At 63.9% G+C, this 15,250-nt stretch carries 13 protein-coding genes; 8 read left to right on the top strand and 5 right to left on the bottom strand.

The genetic code is table 11. The features are described 5' to 3' along the window. Positions 1-72: 72 nt before the first annotated feature. Positions 73-300, bottom strand: coding sequence for a hypothetical protein (locus tag ACUJB0_RS04280; protein ID WP_161084789.1), 228 nt, complete (start codon positions 298-300; stop codon positions 73-75). Positions 301-418: 118 nt separating this feature from the next. On the opposite strand from ACUJB0_RS04280, the gene ACUJB0_RS04275 reads away from it, so the two are divergent. The 8 genes from ACUJB0_RS04275 (at position 419) to ACUJB0_RS04240 (ending at position 9,234) form a co-directional block, all read left to right on the top strand. After that, positions 419-1,786 carry a S41 family peptidase gene (locus tag ACUJB0_RS04275; protein ID WP_444844151.1) on the top strand — a complete coding sequence of 456 codons (1,368 nt, stop codon included), beginning with the start codon at positions 419-421 and terminating at the stop codon, positions 1,784-1,786. Positions 1,787-1,914: 128 nt separating this feature from the next. After that, positions 1,915-3,036, top strand: coding sequence for a porin (locus tag ACUJB0_RS04270; RefSeq protein WP_444844150.1), 1,122 nt, complete (start codon positions 1,915-1,917; stop codon positions 3,034-3,036). A gap of 79 nt (positions 3,037-3,115) precedes the next feature. Further along, positions 3,116-4,315 (top strand): urea ABC transporter substrate-binding protein, encoded by a 1,200-nt coding sequence (gene urtA, locus ACUJB0_RS04265; RefSeq protein WP_444844226.1) that lies wholly within the window; start codon positions 3,116-3,118, stop codon positions 4,313-4,315. A gap of 66 nt (positions 4,316-4,381) precedes the next feature. Then, positions 4,382-5,956 (top strand): urea ABC transporter permease subunit UrtB, encoded by a 1,575-nt coding sequence (gene urtB, locus ACUJB0_RS04260; protein ID WP_444844149.1) that lies wholly within the window; start codon positions 4,382-4,384, stop codon positions 5,954-5,956. Beyond that, positions 5,953-7,035: an urea ABC transporter permease subunit UrtC gene (urtC, locus tag ACUJB0_RS04255; RefSeq protein ID WP_444844148.1), complete on the top strand. Its 1,083-nt coding sequence runs from the start codon at positions 5,953-5,955 to the stop codon at positions 7,033-7,035. Before urtB ends, urtC begins: the two co-directional genes overlap by 4 nt. Then, on the top strand, positions 7,032-7,841 hold the full coding sequence (urtD, locus tag ACUJB0_RS04250) for an urea ABC transporter ATP-binding protein UrtD (RefSeq protein ID WP_444844147.1): 810 nt from the start codon (positions 7,032-7,034) through the stop codon (positions 7,839-7,841). The genes urtC and urtD overlap by 4 nt, the downstream gene beginning before the upstream one ends. Before the next feature lie 5 nt (positions 7,842-7,846). Next, complete coding sequence (gene urtE, locus ACUJB0_RS04245) at positions 7,847-8,545, top strand: urea ABC transporter ATP-binding subunit UrtE (protein ID WP_444844146.1); 699 nt, start codon at positions 7,847-7,849, stop codon at positions 8,543-8,545. 80 nt (positions 8,546-8,625) lie between these two features. Further along, the gene (locus ACUJB0_RS04240) at positions 8,626-9,234 is read left to right on the top strand and encodes a trimeric intracellular cation channel family protein (protein WP_444844145.1); all 609 of its coding nucleotides are present in this window, start codon (positions 8,626-8,628) and stop codon (positions 9,232-9,234) included. Here the strand turns inward: ACUJB0_RS04240 and ACUJB0_RS04235 are convergent. From ACUJB0_RS04235 to ACUJB0_RS04220, 4 genes are all read right to left on the bottom strand, one after another. Next, complete coding sequence (locus ACUJB0_RS04235; protein ID WP_444844144.1) at positions 9,176-10,129, bottom strand: response regulator; 954 nt, start codon at positions 10,127-10,129, stop codon at positions 9,176-9,178. The genes ACUJB0_RS04240 and ACUJB0_RS04235 overlap by 59 nt on opposite strands. After that, positions 10,113-13,523 (bottom strand): hybrid sensor histidine kinase/response regulator, encoded by a 3,411-nt coding sequence (locus ACUJB0_RS04230; RefSeq protein WP_444844143.1) that lies wholly within the window; start codon positions 13,521-13,523, stop codon positions 10,113-10,115. Before ACUJB0_RS04230 ends, ACUJB0_RS04235 begins: the two co-directional genes overlap by 17 nt. Positions 13,524-13,589: 66 nt before the next feature. Next, positions 13,590-14,261, bottom strand: a complete 672-nt coding sequence (locus tag ACUJB0_RS04225; RefSeq protein WP_444844142.1) for a flagellar brake protein — start codon at positions 14,259-14,261, stop codon at positions 13,590-13,592. Positions 14,262-14,487: 226 nt separating this feature from the next. Further along, positions 14,488-15,237 carry a pseudouridine synthase gene (locus ACUJB0_RS04220; RefSeq protein WP_008449305.1) on the bottom strand — a complete coding sequence of 250 codons (750 nt, stop codon included), beginning with the start codon at positions 15,235-15,237 and terminating at the stop codon, positions 14,488-14,490. Between the last annotated feature and the right edge of the window lie 13 nt (positions 15,238-15,250).

Genomic DNA, 15,250 nt, shown 5'->3' with positions numbered 1-15,250 from the left:
CAGATTATCGGAAATCGTACCCGGCAAGGACTGGCGATGTTGTGCGCTAACGCACGCTTTAGTCCATGCGTTTTAGTCCATGCGCTTTAGGCGCTGGCCGACGATGCTCCATTTGCAGGCTTCGCCGTCCACGGTGCCGGTCAGCACCCAGCCGGTGCCGATCTTCTCGACGCCAATCTCGCACTCCAGTTCCTTGGCCAGCTTTTCGGCCCAGCCGCGCGCCGCGCCCTGGCCCTTGAAGAGCTCATTGCCTTCGTAGATCACGGTGGCGTCGAAAACGGAGGCGGCAAAAATAGTCATGGTGGTACTCCCAAAAATGAAGCCGTTATTGTGCCACCAAATCCGGCCAGCCGGCGATTGTGGCGGGCGTGCTTTTATGTCAACATCGCAGGCACTTCCGCAACCCAAGCAGGACCCCATGCAAATCAGACCCTTAGCCATGCTGACGATGCTCGCGCTGGCCGCGCCGAGTGTGTATGCCGCCGAAGTTCCGCGCTTTAAAGCCGAGCCACAGACATCGGCGCTTTCGGAGCGGCTGTACAAGGCGCCCGCCATCGCCACGCCGTACAAGCCGGTGTTGACGGTGGAGGAAAAAGTCGCGGGCCTGTCCTTGTTCTGGGCCGAGGTGCGCAGCAGCTTCGTTCATTTCGACCACGTGCCCGAGCTGGCGTGGGATCAGGTCTACATGGACTACCTGTCCAAGGTGATCGCCGCACCGACCACGCGCGATTATTATCGGATCATGATGCGGTTGGCGCCGTTGCTGCAGGATGGCCATACCAATGTCTATCCGCCCCAGGAGCTGAGCGACGAGATTTATGCCCGCCCGCCGATGCGCACCGCGCTGGTCGAGGGCAGGGTGCTGGTAGAGTGGGTGGGCAATCCAAACTTGAAGGTCCGCCTGCATGCCGGCGAGGAGGTCGTCGCCATCGACGGCGAACCGGCGCTGGAATATGGGCGGAAGCATATCGAGCCTTTCGTCAGCGCGTCCACGCCGCAGGACCGGGCGATGCGGACCTATTCGTACGAATTGCTGATGGGCGCCGCCAGCAAGCCGGTCAAGCTGCGCGTGCGCGCTGCGGACGGCGCCGAGCGCGACGAAGTGGTGAACCGTTCCGGCAATTACCAGGGGCCTCCGCGTTTTGTCTTCAAGACGCTGCCGGGCGATATAGCGTATATCTCCATCGATCATTTCGAGAGCGATGAAAGCGTGAAGGCCTTCGAGAAGGCGATCCCCGACATCCTTAAGGCGAAAGGGCTGGTGATCGACGTTCGCCGCAACGGCGGAGGTTCGAGCGAATACGGCGAGCGGATATTGTCGTGGTTGAGCCGGCAGCCCATCGGCAGCGCCTATTCGTACCGGCGCGACGATGATGTCTACATGCGCGCGCAAGGCAGTCCGGCCGTCATTTGGACCCCGGTGAGGAGCAACGGCGAGACGTACAAGGCGCAGCACAAGGATGTGTTCAACGGCCCGGTGGCGGTGCTCACCGGCGCACAAACCTTCTCGGCGGCGGAGGACTTCACGGTCTCCTTCAAGATGCTGAAGCGCGGGATCATTGTCGGCGAGGCCACCGGCGGCAGCACCGGCCAGCCTTTGTTCCTCGACTTGCCGGGCGGTGGCAAGGCGCGCATCTGTGTCAAGCGCGACGTCTTCCTCGACGGTACCGCGTTTGTCGGCAAGGGCATAGCGCCCGACGTCGAGGTACACCCCACCGTGGCCTCTCTGCGCTCCGGTGCCGATCCGGTGCTTGACCGCGCCGTCGCCGAACTGCGCAAACAGTAAGCCTTCCTGCGCCGCCCTGCGGCGGCGCTTCCTCCTGTCCCTCCGATACCACTACGTCATTCGACGTATTCCTCACGGCTTGTCTGCTGGCTAATCTTGCAGCATCCAAAACCAAAAAGGGGAATGCGATGGGTGTGAAACGGGGAGTGCTGCTGGCGGTGGCGGCAGCAACAGCAGCGGTGGCCGGCAATGCGTGCGCCGGCGCCACGATCAATTTTGGCGACGACAAGTCGGTCAGCGTCGGCTTCGGCATGCGCGAGAGCTACACCAGCGCCAAGAACGGCGCGCCCGATGGCACCGACCGCTCCAGCGATTTCAACCTGGATTCGGCACGGCTGTTCTTCGGCGCTTCGCTGAACAAGAACATCAAGGGCATGCTGAACACCGAATGGGACGGCGACAAGATCCGCATCCTGGACGCCGCCGGCCAGTTCGCCATTTCGCCTGAGCTGAACATCTGGGCGGGCCGCCTGCTGTCGCCGAGCGACCGCGCCAACATGGCCGGGCCGTACTACTCGCTGGGCGGCGGCTACTGGGCCGGCGTGGCCTCGCGCTACGGCTACAACGGCGGCATCTTCCGTGGCCGCGACGACGGCGTGGTCGTGTGGGGCAATGCCGCCGAGGGCAAGCTGGGTTACTCCTTCGGCGCCTTCGAAGGCCACACCTTCGGCATCGGCTCGATGACGCAGTCGCAGGCCAAGGCTGCAGGCGTCAAGGCCGACGACTCGCTGATGTACGCAGGCCGTTTGCAGTACGACTTCTGGGACGCGGAGCCGGGCTACTACGGCACCGGCAACTACCTCGGCGCCGCCGACATCCTCTCCATCGGCGCGGCGGGACGCTACCAGAAGGACGGCATCCTCACCGTCGCCAAGAGCGGCAAGTACAGCTCCTACAACGTCGACTTCCTGATGGAGAAGCGGGTCAAGGGCTCCGGCGCATTCGCGCTGGAAGCGGCATGGTACGACTACAACACCGACGACATCATCAAGTCCGAGCAGGGCAAGGCCTATTCGGCCGGCGCTTCCTGGATCTTCGAGGAGAAGGCCGGCTGGGGCAAGTTCCAGCCCTTCGTGCGCTGGCAGAAGTTCGCCGCCGACACCGACATCGACACCAAACAGTATGACGCGGGCGTGAACTACATCATCGACGGCTACAACGCGCAGGTCAGCGCCGTGTACTCGAAGACGAAGGTGACCAATGCCGCCGATACGGACAAGTTCTCTGTCACCTTGCAGCTGCAATTCTAATTCCACCACACGGAGCTATCTCATGCAAAATCGCCGCAATTTCATCGCCTCCCTGAGCCGCATCGCCGCCGCCACCGCCATGCTGGCCGCCGGGGCACAAGCCTACGCCGCCGACACCATCAAGGTCGGCATCCTGCACTCGCTGTCCGGCACGATGGCCATTTCCGAAACGTCGCTGAAGGACGTGGCCTTGATGACCATCGACGAAATCAACGCCAAGGGCGGCGTGATGGGCAAGAAGCTGGAGGCCGTGGTGGTCGACCCGGCCTCCAACTGGCCGCTGTTCGCCGAGAAGGCGCGCAGCCTGATCGCGCAGGACAAGGTGTCCGTGGTATTTGGCTGCTGGACGTCGGTGTCGCGCAAGTCGGTGCTGCCGGTGTTCAAGGAGCTCAATAGCCTGCTGTTCTACCCGGTGCAGTACGAGGGCGAGGAACTGGAGAAGAACGTCTTCTACACCGGCGCGGCGCCCAACCAGCAGGCCATCCCCGCAGTGGAATACCTGATGAGCAAGGAGGGCGGTGGCGCCAAACGCTTCGTGCTGCTGGGGACCGATTACGTTTATCCGCGCACCACCAACAAGATCCTGCGCGCCTACCTGAAGAGCAAGGGCGTGAAGGACAGCGACATCGACGAGGTGTACACGCCGTTCGGCCACTCGGACTACCAGACCATCGTCGCCAACATCAAGAAGTTCTCGGCCGGCGGCAAGACGGCGGTGATCTCCACCATCAACGGGGATTCGAATGTGCCGTTCTACAAAGAGCTGGGCAATGCAGGCCTGAAGGCGACCGATGTGCCGGTGGTGGCGTTCTCGGTGGGCGAGGAGGAGTTGCGCGGCGTCGATACCAAGCCGCTGCTGGGCCACTTGGCGGCGTGGAACTACTTCGAGTCGGTGAAGAATCCGGTGAATACGGAATTCATCAAGAAGTGGAAGGCCTACGCGGTCGCGAAGAAGCTGCCGAACGCGAACACGGTCGTGACCAACGATCCGATGGAAGCGACCTACGTCGGCATCCACATGTGGGCGCAGGCGGTGGAGAAGGCCAAGTCGACCGACACTGACAAGGTTATCGCGGCGATGGCCGGGCAGACCTTCAAGGCGCCGTCGGGCTTTACGTTGACGATGGACCCGACCAACCACCACTTGCACAAGCCGGTGTTCATCGGCGAGATCCGCCCGGACGGCCAGTTCAGCGTCGTGTGGAAGACGCCTGGTCCGGTGCGTGCGAATCCATGGAGCCCGTACATTCCGGGTAACGAGGGTAAGCAGAAGCTGTAACCCGGTAGCCGAGTATGGATCCCCGCGCAGGCGGGGATCCATGGAATATCACACAAGGAATGCATCTTGAAAAAACTCCTGCTCCTGGCCTGCCTGCTGCTGTCCTGCGCGGCGCATGCCGCCATCGACAGCGCGCTGCTGGCGCCCCTGGCCGGCGATGATCCCGATGCCCGCGTCGACGCCATCGTCAAGATCGGCGCACTGGCCAACGATGACGCCACCCGCTTGCTGACGGCCCTCAAGTCCGACGCGCTATACGCCACGCCGGACGGCCGCATCTTCATCGTCACCGACGACAAGGCCTACAACCCGGCCACCGGCGAAACAGGCCCTCTGCCCGAAGGCCTGGAGGGCGTGATGGTCAACAATCGCCTGCGCGGCGCCGTCGACGACGCCCTGTCCGCGCTCAAGCTGTTCTCGCCGGATCGCGCGCAACGCCTTGCCGCCGCCACCGAACTGCAAAAGAGCGTGACGCTGGCACAAGCCCCGCTGATCGAAAAAGCGCTGGCGAAGGAACAGGACCCGAACATCCGCACCATGCTGCAGCTGGTCGCCGGCACCGCCAACCTGCAATCGCCCGACGCCGCCAAGCGCAAGGCCGCCGTCGAAGCGCTGGCCGACAGCAGCAACGCCAATCTGCGCCCGCTGCTGCAAGCGATGCAGGGCGATAAAGAACCCGACCAGGCGGTGCGCGTGGCCGCCGCCCACACCTTGCAGGCACTGGACAGCCGCCTCGCGCGCACCGAATTTATCGGCAACGTCTTCTATGGCATCTCGCTGGCCAGCGTGCTGCTGCTGACGGCACTGGGCCTGGCCATCACCTTCGGCCTGATGGGCATCATCAACATGGCCCACGGTGAGTTGCTGATGATAGGCGCCTACACCACCTACCTGTGCCAGCTCGGCTTCCGAAACTACTTCCCATCGGCGGTGGACTGCTACCTGATCGCCGCGCTGCCGGCCGCCTTCCTGGTCACGGCAGCCGTCGGCATCGCGCTTGAGCGCACGGTGATCCGCTGGCTCTACGGGCGTCCGCTCGAAACGCTGCTTGCCACCTGGGGCATTAGCCTGATACTGATGCAGGCGGTGCGCACCATCTTCGGCGCGCAGAACGTCGAAGTGGCGAATCCCTCGTGGATGTCGGGCGGCGTGACGGTGCTTGGCTCGCTGGTGCTGGCGTATAACCGCATCGTCATCATCGTGTTCGCGCTCCTGGTGGTGGCCGGCGTCTGGCTGATACTGAACAAGACGCGGCTTGGCCTCTTCGTCCGCGCCGTGATGCAGAACCGCCGCATGGCTGGCTGCGTCGGCGTGTCCACCGCGAAGATCGACATGATGACCTTCGGCCTCGGCTCCGGCATCGCGGGGCTGGGCGGCGTGGCGCTGTCGCAGCTGGGTAACGTGGGGCCGGACCTGGGCCAGAGCTACATCGTGGATTCCTTCATGGTGGTGGTGCTGGGTGGCGTTGGCCAACTGGCGGGCACCATCATCGCTGCGCTGGGGCTGGGCGAAGCGAACAAATTCCTGGAACCGGTGGCGGGCGCGGTGCTGGCCAAGATCGCCATCCTGGTCTTCATCATCATGTTCATCCAGAAGCGGCCGCAGGGCCTGTTCGCCATGAAAGGCAGGAGCGCAGAATGAACCAACCCTCTCTCTTTTCGCACCGGGCGTGGAGCGGCATCGCCGCCTGCTGCGTGGTGCTGGCCACGCTGCCGGTGCTGAACCTGGCCTTTGCGGACGGCCATCCGCTGCATGTGCCCAGCTACATGGTTAGCTTGGTCGGAAAATTCATGTGCTACGCGCTGGCCGCGCTGGCGCTCGACATGGTGTGGGGCTATGCCGGCATCCTGTCGCTGGGCCATGGCGTGTTCTTTGCGCTGGGCGCCTACGCGCACGGCATGTACCTGATGCGCGCCATCGGCAGGGAGGGCGTGTACCAGAGCGACCTCCCGGACTTCATGGTCTTCCTCGACTGGAAAACCTATCCCTGGTATTGGACCGCCACCGACAGCTTCTGGTACTGCCTGGCGCTGGTGGTGCTGGTGCCGGGCGTGCTGGCCTTCGTGTTCGGCTTCTTCGCCTTCCGCTCGCGCATCAAGGGCGTGTACTTCTCGATCATCACGCAGGCCATGACGTACGCCTTCATGCTGCTTTTCTTCCGTAATAACACCGGCTTTGGCGGGAACAACGGCTTCACGGACTTCAAGCGGATACTGGGCTATCCGATCAGCGCACCCGCCACCAAGGCCACGCTGTACCTGGTCACGCTGGCGATGCTGGTCGGCTCGCTGCTGCTGTGCCGCTGGATCGTCAAGTCCAAGCTGGGACGCGTGCTGCAGGCGGTACGCGATTCGGAATCGCGGCTGATGTTCATCGGTTATAACCCTCTGTGGTTCAAGCTGTTCGTGTGGACGCTGTCTGCGGTGCTGTGCGGGATCGCGGGCGCGCTGTATGTGCCACAGGTCGGCATCATCAACCCGTCCGAGATGTCGCCGGCGAATTCGATCGAGATGGTGATCTGGGCGGCGGTGGGCGGCAGGGGCACGCTGCTGGGACCCATCATCGGCGCGTTCTCGGTCAATGGTTTGAAGAGCTGGTTCACCGGCGCCTTCCCGAACCTGTGGCTGTTCGCGCTTGGCTTGATCTTCATCCTGGTGACACGCTACCTGCCGCAGGGCATAGCCGGACTGGCCGCGCGCCTGTGCAAGGAGCAGCCATGAGCGCCAACGAACATTTGAACATCTCGTCGGGCCGCGTGGCCGGCGAAGGGCTGGACACCACGCATGGCGCCATCCTGTACCTGGAGGAGATCACTGTGTCGTTCGACGGCTTCCGCGCATTGAATAAACTGAGCCTGGATATTTCGGTGGGCGAGCTGCGATGCATCATCGGCCCTAACGGCGCGGGCAAGACCACGATGATGGACGTCATCACCGGCAAGACACGGCCCACCTCCGGCACGGCCTTCTTCGGCCAGACCATGGACCTGAGCCGCATGACGGAATACCAGATCGCCCACGCGGGCATCGGCCGCAAGTTCCAGCGCCCGACCATCTTCGAGCAGCACACGGTGTTTGAAAACCTGGAGCTGGCGATGAAGACCGACAAGCGCGTGCGGCCAACCCTGTTCGCGCGCCTGTCGTCCGAACAGCGCGGCAAGATCGACGAGATCCTCAAGCTGATACGCCTGAACGGCAGCGAACTGCGGCCGGCCGGCCTGCTGTCGCATGGGCAGAAGCAGTGGCTGGAGATCGGCATGCTGCTGATGCAGGAGCCGCAACTGATCCTGCTGGATGAACCGGTGGCCGGCATGTCCGATGCCGAAACGGCGCGCACGGCGGAACTGCTCAACGAGTTGCGCGGCAAGCATTCGATCATGGTGGTGGAGCACGACATGGCGTTCGTGACGGAGATCGCGCAGCAGGGCGTGGTGACGGTGCTGCACGAAGGCTCGGTACTGGCGCAAGGGACGATGGCGCAAGTGCAGTCCGACGAGCGGGTGATTGAAGTTTATCTGGGGCGCTGACGAATATGCTGCAAGTCGAAAAAATCAACCAGTACTACGGCTCCTCGCACACGCTGCGCGGCGTGTCGCTGGAACTGGAGCGGGGCAAGTGCATGGCGCTGTTGGGCCGCAACGGCGTTGGCAAGACCACGCTGCTCAAATGCCTGATGGGCGTGTTGCCGGTATCGGCCGGTGCGGTCAGGCTGGAAGGGCGCGACATCACGCGCATGGCGCCGCACCAGCGCGCGCGGGCCGGCATCGCCTACGTGCCGCAAGGACGGGAGATCTTCGCCAGGCTGACGGTGGAGGAGAACCTGCTGATGGGCCTCGCCACGCACAGCGGCAGGAAGGCTTCCACCATCAAGGGCGAAGTCTATGAGCTGTTCCCGGTGCTGAAGGACATGCTGCACCGTCGCGGCGGCGACCTGTCCGGCGGCCAGCAGCAGCAACTGGCGATCGCGCGGGCGCTGCTGGCGGAGCCCAAGCTGATCATCCTCGACGAGCCGACCGAAGGCATCCAGCCTTCCATCATCAAGGACATCGGCAACGTGATCCGGCTGCTGCGCCAGCGCGGAGACATGGCCATCCTGCTGTGCGAGCAGTACTTCGATTTCGCCCATGAACTGGCCGACCAGTTCATCGTGCTGTCGCGCGGCGAGGTGGTGGCATCCGGCCCACAGGCGGCGATGAACGACCCGGAAGTCAAGCGCCACCTGGCCGTGTAGGCGGACGCGGAGGCCAGTAATTTGGCCGCTTCCACGATAACTGATAAAGTAACGGTCCTCTTTTATTTGTCAGGTTTCCCGTGGAGTTGCGTTTAATTTTTTATATCCTCGATCTGATCGGGGTGGCCGTCTTCGCCGCCAGTGGTACGCTGGCGGCGATGGCTTCCCATCTGGATCTGCTGGGAGTGATGGTGCTGGCCGCGATGACTGCCATCGGCGGCGGCACCGTGCGCGACTTGCTGCTGAACCGCCATCCGGTGTTCTGGATCGAAGACCCCAAGCCGCTGCTGGTGATCGTCGGCTCGGCGCTGTTCACCATCCTCTGGGTACAGGTGCTGCCGATACCGACCGACGCCTTGCTGATCGCCGACGCATTGGGGCTGGCGCTGTTCGCCATGTCCGGTGCCAAGGTGGCGGAGGCGCAGGGCTGTCGCGCGCTGATCGTCATCCTGATGGGCACACTGACCGGCGTCGGCGGCGGTTTGGTGCGCGACATCCTGTCCGTCAAGGTGCCGCTGATACTGCGCAAGGACATCTACGCGACCGCCGCCATCGCCGGCATCCTGTTGTACATCCTGCTGAAGAAGGCCGGCATGCCGCCGCGTTGGGCGTTTGGCGCCGGCCTGGCTTCTATCGTGGTGGTGCGCCTGCTGGCGATTCAACTGGGCTTGCGTCTGCCGTCGTTCTGATCCGCAGCTTGCCCATCGCGACCGCCGCCGCGGAGGTGCGCGTTTCCACGCCCAGTTTGACGAACACGTGTTCCAGGTGCTTGTTCACGGTGCGCGGGCTGGTGCCGAGGATGTCGCCGATGTCGCGGTTGGTCTTGCCCTTGATGACCCAGTTCAGCACCTCCGATTCGCGCTGCGTCAGTTTGAAGGACGCCATCAGCTTCTCGATCTGCGCGCTGTCCGATTCCTCGCGCAGCACGATCATCCACTGCTCGTTCTCGCTGAACTCCGCCGCCGAGAAGATCAGGCGGCGGCTGGCCCTCTGCAGCGTCAACGGCGGATGCGATTGACCCTGGCTGTGCGCCAGCTGCGTCGCCGCAAGCCACGCCGTTAGCTCCGTATCGACCGCGTAGCCCTGCATCAGCGTGCGCGCCAGCGGCGTTTGCCAGACGATCTTGCCGTCGCCCGGGGTCATTGCGATCACCGCGTTGCCGAAGGCGTCCAGTGCGCTGCGGGCCTGGTCCATCAGGCGCGCCGTCTGCATGTGGGCGGCGATCCGCACCAGCACCTCGCTGGTGCGCACCGGCTTGCTGACATAATCGTTGCCGCCGGCGGCGAAGGCCGCCACCACATGCTCCGCCTCCGTCAGCCCGGTCATGAACACCACCGGGATGTGGCGCGTGGCCAGGCTGGCCTTCAGGTGGCGGCAGGTTTCGAAGCCGTCCATGCCGGGCATGACGGCGTCCAGCAGGATGACGTCCGGCTGCGCCTCGGCGGCGCGCTGCAAGGCCGTTTCGCCGTTGTTCGCCACCAGCACGGTGTAGCCCGATTCGTCCAGCGCGTCGTGCAGCACGGCCAGGTTTTCCGGCACGTCGTCCACCACCAGCACCACGGCGCGGTCAGTGTTGAAGTTCATCGTCTTGGTTCTTTCGGAGGAAGTCGGCCATCGCGTCCAGTTGGAAGCGGGCGGCGTAGTTGCGCATGGTCTGCGTGAAGTGCAGGTAGCGCGCATCGAGCGCGCTGATTTCATCGAGCTTGTTCTGGATGCCGCGCACATAGCCGATGCGTACCAGTTCATTCAAAGCTTCCAGGTAGGCGGCGGGCGGCAGTATCAATTGTTTCAGTTCCGGCGCGGCCGCCGCCACCTCGATGCTGATGGCGGGCTGCGTGATCCACTCCAGCGCCAGGCGCTGGCCTATCCAGTCCAGCAGCTCGGCCACGTTGACCGGCTTGACGATGAAGTCCGCCGCCGTGATGCCGGCCGCGTTTTCCATGCCCTTGTCGAAGGCGTTGGCGGAGACGATGGCGATCGGCACCTGCGACAGCTGGCGGCGGCGCAGGATGTAGCTGGCCTCCCAGCCGTCCATCGCCGGCATGGCCAGGTCCATCAGGATCAGGTGCGGCTGGAAGGAGGCGTGCAGGTCCAGGCATTCCAGGCCGGATTCGGCCAGCGCCACTTCGAAGCCCAGCGGCTGCAGGATGTTGAGCAGCATCTCGCGGTCCACGCGCTCGTTGTCGACCACCAGGATGCGGCGACGCGTACCGTGATAGCCGACGCGCTGCGCCGACGGCTGCTCCAGCCGTCGCAGTTCGCGCGCGGTGGCGTGCACGCTGGGCAGGAACAGGCGGATGTGGAACACGCTGCCTTGCTTGGGCGTGCTGCGGATATTCAGTTCGCCGCCCATCAGCTGCGTCAGCATTTTGGAGATCGGCAGGCCAAGGCCGGTGCCGCTGGCGTTGGCGTGCGCGCTGGCGCTGCCACGTGAGAAGGGTTCGAAGATATGGTCGATCTCCTCCTGCAGGATGCCGGGGCCGGTGTCCTCGACTTCGAACGACGCCATCTCGCGCGCATACTGCAGCCGCAGCACGATGCCGCCGCTGCTGGTGAACTTGACCGCGTTGCCGAGGATGTTGATGAGGATCTGCCCCAAGCGCTTGCGGTCGGCGCGCACGATGCGCGGCAGCACGCCGGTCAGCTCGTAGCGGAAGGCCAGGCCCTTGTTAGCCGCCTGCAGTTCGAACATGCGCACGATCTGGCCGATGAAGTCGGGGAAGTTCAACTCCTTCATGTCGAAGTTGAATTTGCCGCCCTCGATGCGGGCGATGTCCAGCGTGCCCTCGATCAGCGACAGCAGATGCTCGCCGCTGCCCCGGATCACGCGAATCGCCTGCTGGCGGTGCTCCGGTATCGACGGGTCGTTGTCCAGCAGCTGCGCGTAGCCGAGGATGGAGTTGAGCGGCGTGCGGATCTCGTGGCTGATGCCGGCGATGTAGCGGCTCTTGGCCTGGTTGGCCAGGTCGGCGGTCTTCTTGGCTTGCTGCAGCTGGGCGTCGGTCTGGCTGTGCAGTTCGATCTCGCGCGTCAGCAGGCCGGTTTGGCGGTTCGATTCCTCCTGCGCCACGCGCCGGCTCTCGCTGGTCAGCACCAGCCACCAGGCGACGATGCCGCTGGTGAGCAGCAGCGCAGCGAAGATCTTGAAGAACACCAGCCGCAGTTGCGGCAGCAGCGCGGCGTCGCCGGCCGGCAGCACCGATTGTTCGTGGTAGTAGATCAGTCCAAGCAGGGCGCCAAAGAACAGCACCGTCACGATCATCAGCAGCAGGTAGTGTCCCAGGCCGCTGCTCAGGTAGCGCCACAGGGATTTGGGCAGCAGCGCCTGCATCGCCGCCTGCCATTGCGACGACACCTTCGCGTGCGGCTTGCAGACGTCGTTGCAGCGCGCGTCCAGGCAGCAGCACAGGGAACAGATCGAGCCTTGATAGGCGGGGCAGTGCGCCATGTCCTCGGACTCGTACTCCTTTTCGCAGATCACGCAGGTCTTGCTGTGCACGTGCACCGGTTTGCGGGCGGTGTAGTACCTGCCCTTGGTGGCGATGGCGATCAGCGGCGAGGCCACGAAGGCCGTCAGCAGCGCGATGAAGGCGGAGAAGGCCTGCGCCTGGTGGCCGAACAATCCCATGAACGCCGCCACCGACAACGCGGACGCCAGCAGCATGGCGCCAACGCCGACCGGGTTGATGTCGTACAGGTAGGCGCGGCGGAACTCGATGCCCTTGGGGCTCAGGCCCAGCGGCTTGTTGACCACCAGGTCCGCCACCACCGCCGTGATCCACGAGATGGCGATGTTGGAGTACAGGCCAAGCACCTGGTCGAGCGCCTGGAACACGTCCAGCTCCATCAGCAGCACGGCGATCAGCGCGTTGAACACGGCCCACACCACGCGCCCCGGATGGCTGTGCGTGAGCCGCGCGAAGAAGTTGGACCAGGCCAGCGAGCCGGCATAGGCGTTGGTCATGTTGATCTTGACCTGCGAGATCACCACCAGCAGCGCGGTCGCCAGCAGCGCCGTCGACGGGGTGGCGAACACCTGGCCGAAGCCGGCCAGGTACATCTGCGTCGGGTTGACGGCTTGCGCCAGCGGCACCGCGCTGCTGACCGCCAGGAAGGCCAGCAACGCGCCGCCCAGCATCTTGGCGATGCCGAGCAGGATCCAGCCCGGCCCCGCGATCAACACGCCCATATGCCAGCGGAAGCGGTTGGCGGCGGTCTTCTGCGGCATGAAGCGCAGGAAGTCGACCTGCTCGCCGATCTGCGTGATCAGCGCCACGCCGACCGCCGTGGCGGCGCCGAACATCAACACGTTGAAGTGGCCGTTCTCGCCGGAGCGGCCGGCGTAGTGCAGCAGCTGCGGCAGCAACTCCGGCTGCTTGCGCAGGATGGCGATGAAGGGCAGGGCCATGAGCACCAGCCACACCGGCTGCGTCAGCATCTGGATGCGGCTGATCAGCGTGACGCCGTGCGTCACCAGCGGGATCACGATCAAGGCGCTGACCATGTAGCCGAGGTAGAGCGGCAGGTGGAAGTACAGCTCCAGCGCGTAGGCCATGATGGCCGCCTCCAGCGCGAACAGGATGAAGGTGAACGAGGCGTAGACGAAGGACGATATCGTCGAGCCGATGTAGCCGAAGCCGGCGCCGCGCGTCAGCAGGTCCATGTCGACGCCGTAGGTGGCGGCGTAGTAGCTGATCGGCAGGCCGGTGAGGAAGATGATCAGTCCCACCGCCATGATGGCCCACAGCGCGTTGATGAAGCCGTAGTTGACGGTGATGGTGCCGCCGATCGCCTCCAGCACCAGGAAGGAGATCGCGCCGAAGGCCGTGTTCGAGACCCGGAACACCGACCATTTGCGGAACGCGCGCGGCGTGTAACGCAGCGCGTAGTCCTCGATGGTTTCGCTGGCCACCCAGGTGTTGTAGTCGCGGCGGATCTTGACGATGCGTTGCGTCGGTTCGGTCTCTGTCGTTGTCATGCCGGGCCCATAAAAAAAGCAGCTGTCTAAGCTGATTTTTTTAAGCAAGTTGCATGCCCGGCAAGTTCAGCGCTGTTTGCTGCTGTTGAGTTTGTCCAGCAGGCGGGACAGTTCTTCCTGCATCGACGGCGACAGGTTGAGGAACTGGCAGCCGATCTGCACCTGCTCGCCCAGCAGGAAGGAGCGGAAGGTGCGCGACAGGCGGATCTCCAGGTCGGCGATCATCACCGAATCCGGGCCCAGCTCCAGCCGCACGCGCTGCAGCTTGCGGCCGACGTACAGGCCGACGCAATCGCGCGGCGGCGCCCGCATGCCGACGCCGCCGGCCGAGAAGTCGTACAGCTGCAGTTCATACGGCTTGCCGTTCAGGACAAACGAGGCCATGTAGTAAATGCCGAGCGGGGTTTCCAGCCGGGTCGAGGCGCGGCGGTTCAGCACCTGGCACTTGAGCGGGAATTCCAGCGGGATCAGCGTCGGCTCGCCGGGCGTGCAGGCCCAGTCCGGCGATGTGAGCTTGAACTGGATCTTGGCCGAGCGCAGCCAGGCCACGAAGATGGCGTCGCCGGGCGGCAGGAACTCGCCCTCGTTCAGCTCCAGCACAAAGTACGGATTCTCGGGATCGACCGACTTGATGCGCGCCATCACCACGTTGGTGGTGCTGGCTGGATAAATCGAGATCGGGTCGCCGTTGTCGGCGAGCAGGGTCAGCGAATCACCGATGTCATGCTCATCGGTCATGTCGTGCGGTTTCGAACCCGCCGGTATGGGTTCCACAGCATCTTTTAGGCTGGGCGGGCCGCGGCGAAATTCATTTGGTATAGGATCGTTCACGACGGCATATCTCTTTGGTAATGACTCTACGATGCGAGGTCGATCCACACAGTTTACAATCTATTCGCGCTCTTGGCTTGCTAAATGGCAAGAATATTTGGCTCACTGTGCGTTCTGGTCCACGCCGGCCTGATCAGAACTGTTCTTCGGGGCGCAGATAGCGCCATTGGCCCACCGGCAGGTCGCCCAGCTTGACCTTGCCAATACGCACACGTTTCAAACCGACAACCTTGAGTCCGACCATGTCGCACATGCGGCGGATCTGGCGCTTCTTGCCTTCGCGCAGCGTGAAGCTGAGCTGGTCGTCGTTCTGCCAGCGCACCTTGGCCGGCAGCAGCGGCTTGCCGTCCATCCACAGCCCGTGGTTGAGCTTTTTCAGGTCGCTGTCCGGCAGCTTGCCCGGCTTGGTGTATTCGACCCGCACCAGGTATTCCTTGTCGACGTCGGTGGTTTCGCCGATCAGGTGCTTGGCCACGCGGCCGTCCTGGGTCAGCACCAGCAGGCCGACCGAGTCGATGTCCAGGCGGCCAGCCGGCACCAGCGAGCGCAGCTGCGTGGGATGGAAGATTTCCGGCGACGGATCGTCCGGCCAGCGGTTTTCCGGCTTGACCAGCACCACGGCCGGCTGGTAGCCGTCCTCGGCCTGGCCGCTGACGTAGCCCATCGGCTTGTTGATCAGCACGGTGACGCGCTTGGACTGCTCGGCGGCGGCCTGGCGCTCGACGGTGACGCGCTGGCTCGGATAGATCTTGGTGCCGAGTTCGGAGACGACCTGGCCGTCCACCCGTACCCAGCCGCGCGCTATCCACTCGTCGGCCTCGCGGCGCGAGCACAGGCCCAGTTCGGACATGCGTTTGGACAGGCGTAATAATTCTTCGGACATGATGCGTTTTCTA

Source organism: Duganella caerulea (genome assembly GCF_040362985.1).
GTDB classification, from domain to species: Bacteria; Pseudomonadota; Gammaproteobacteria; order Burkholderiales; family Burkholderiaceae_D; genus Rugamonas; species Rugamonas vulcania.
The sequence above is the reverse complement of the archived record's forward strand: the minus strand, read 5'-3'. Positions and strand labels throughout refer to the sequence as shown.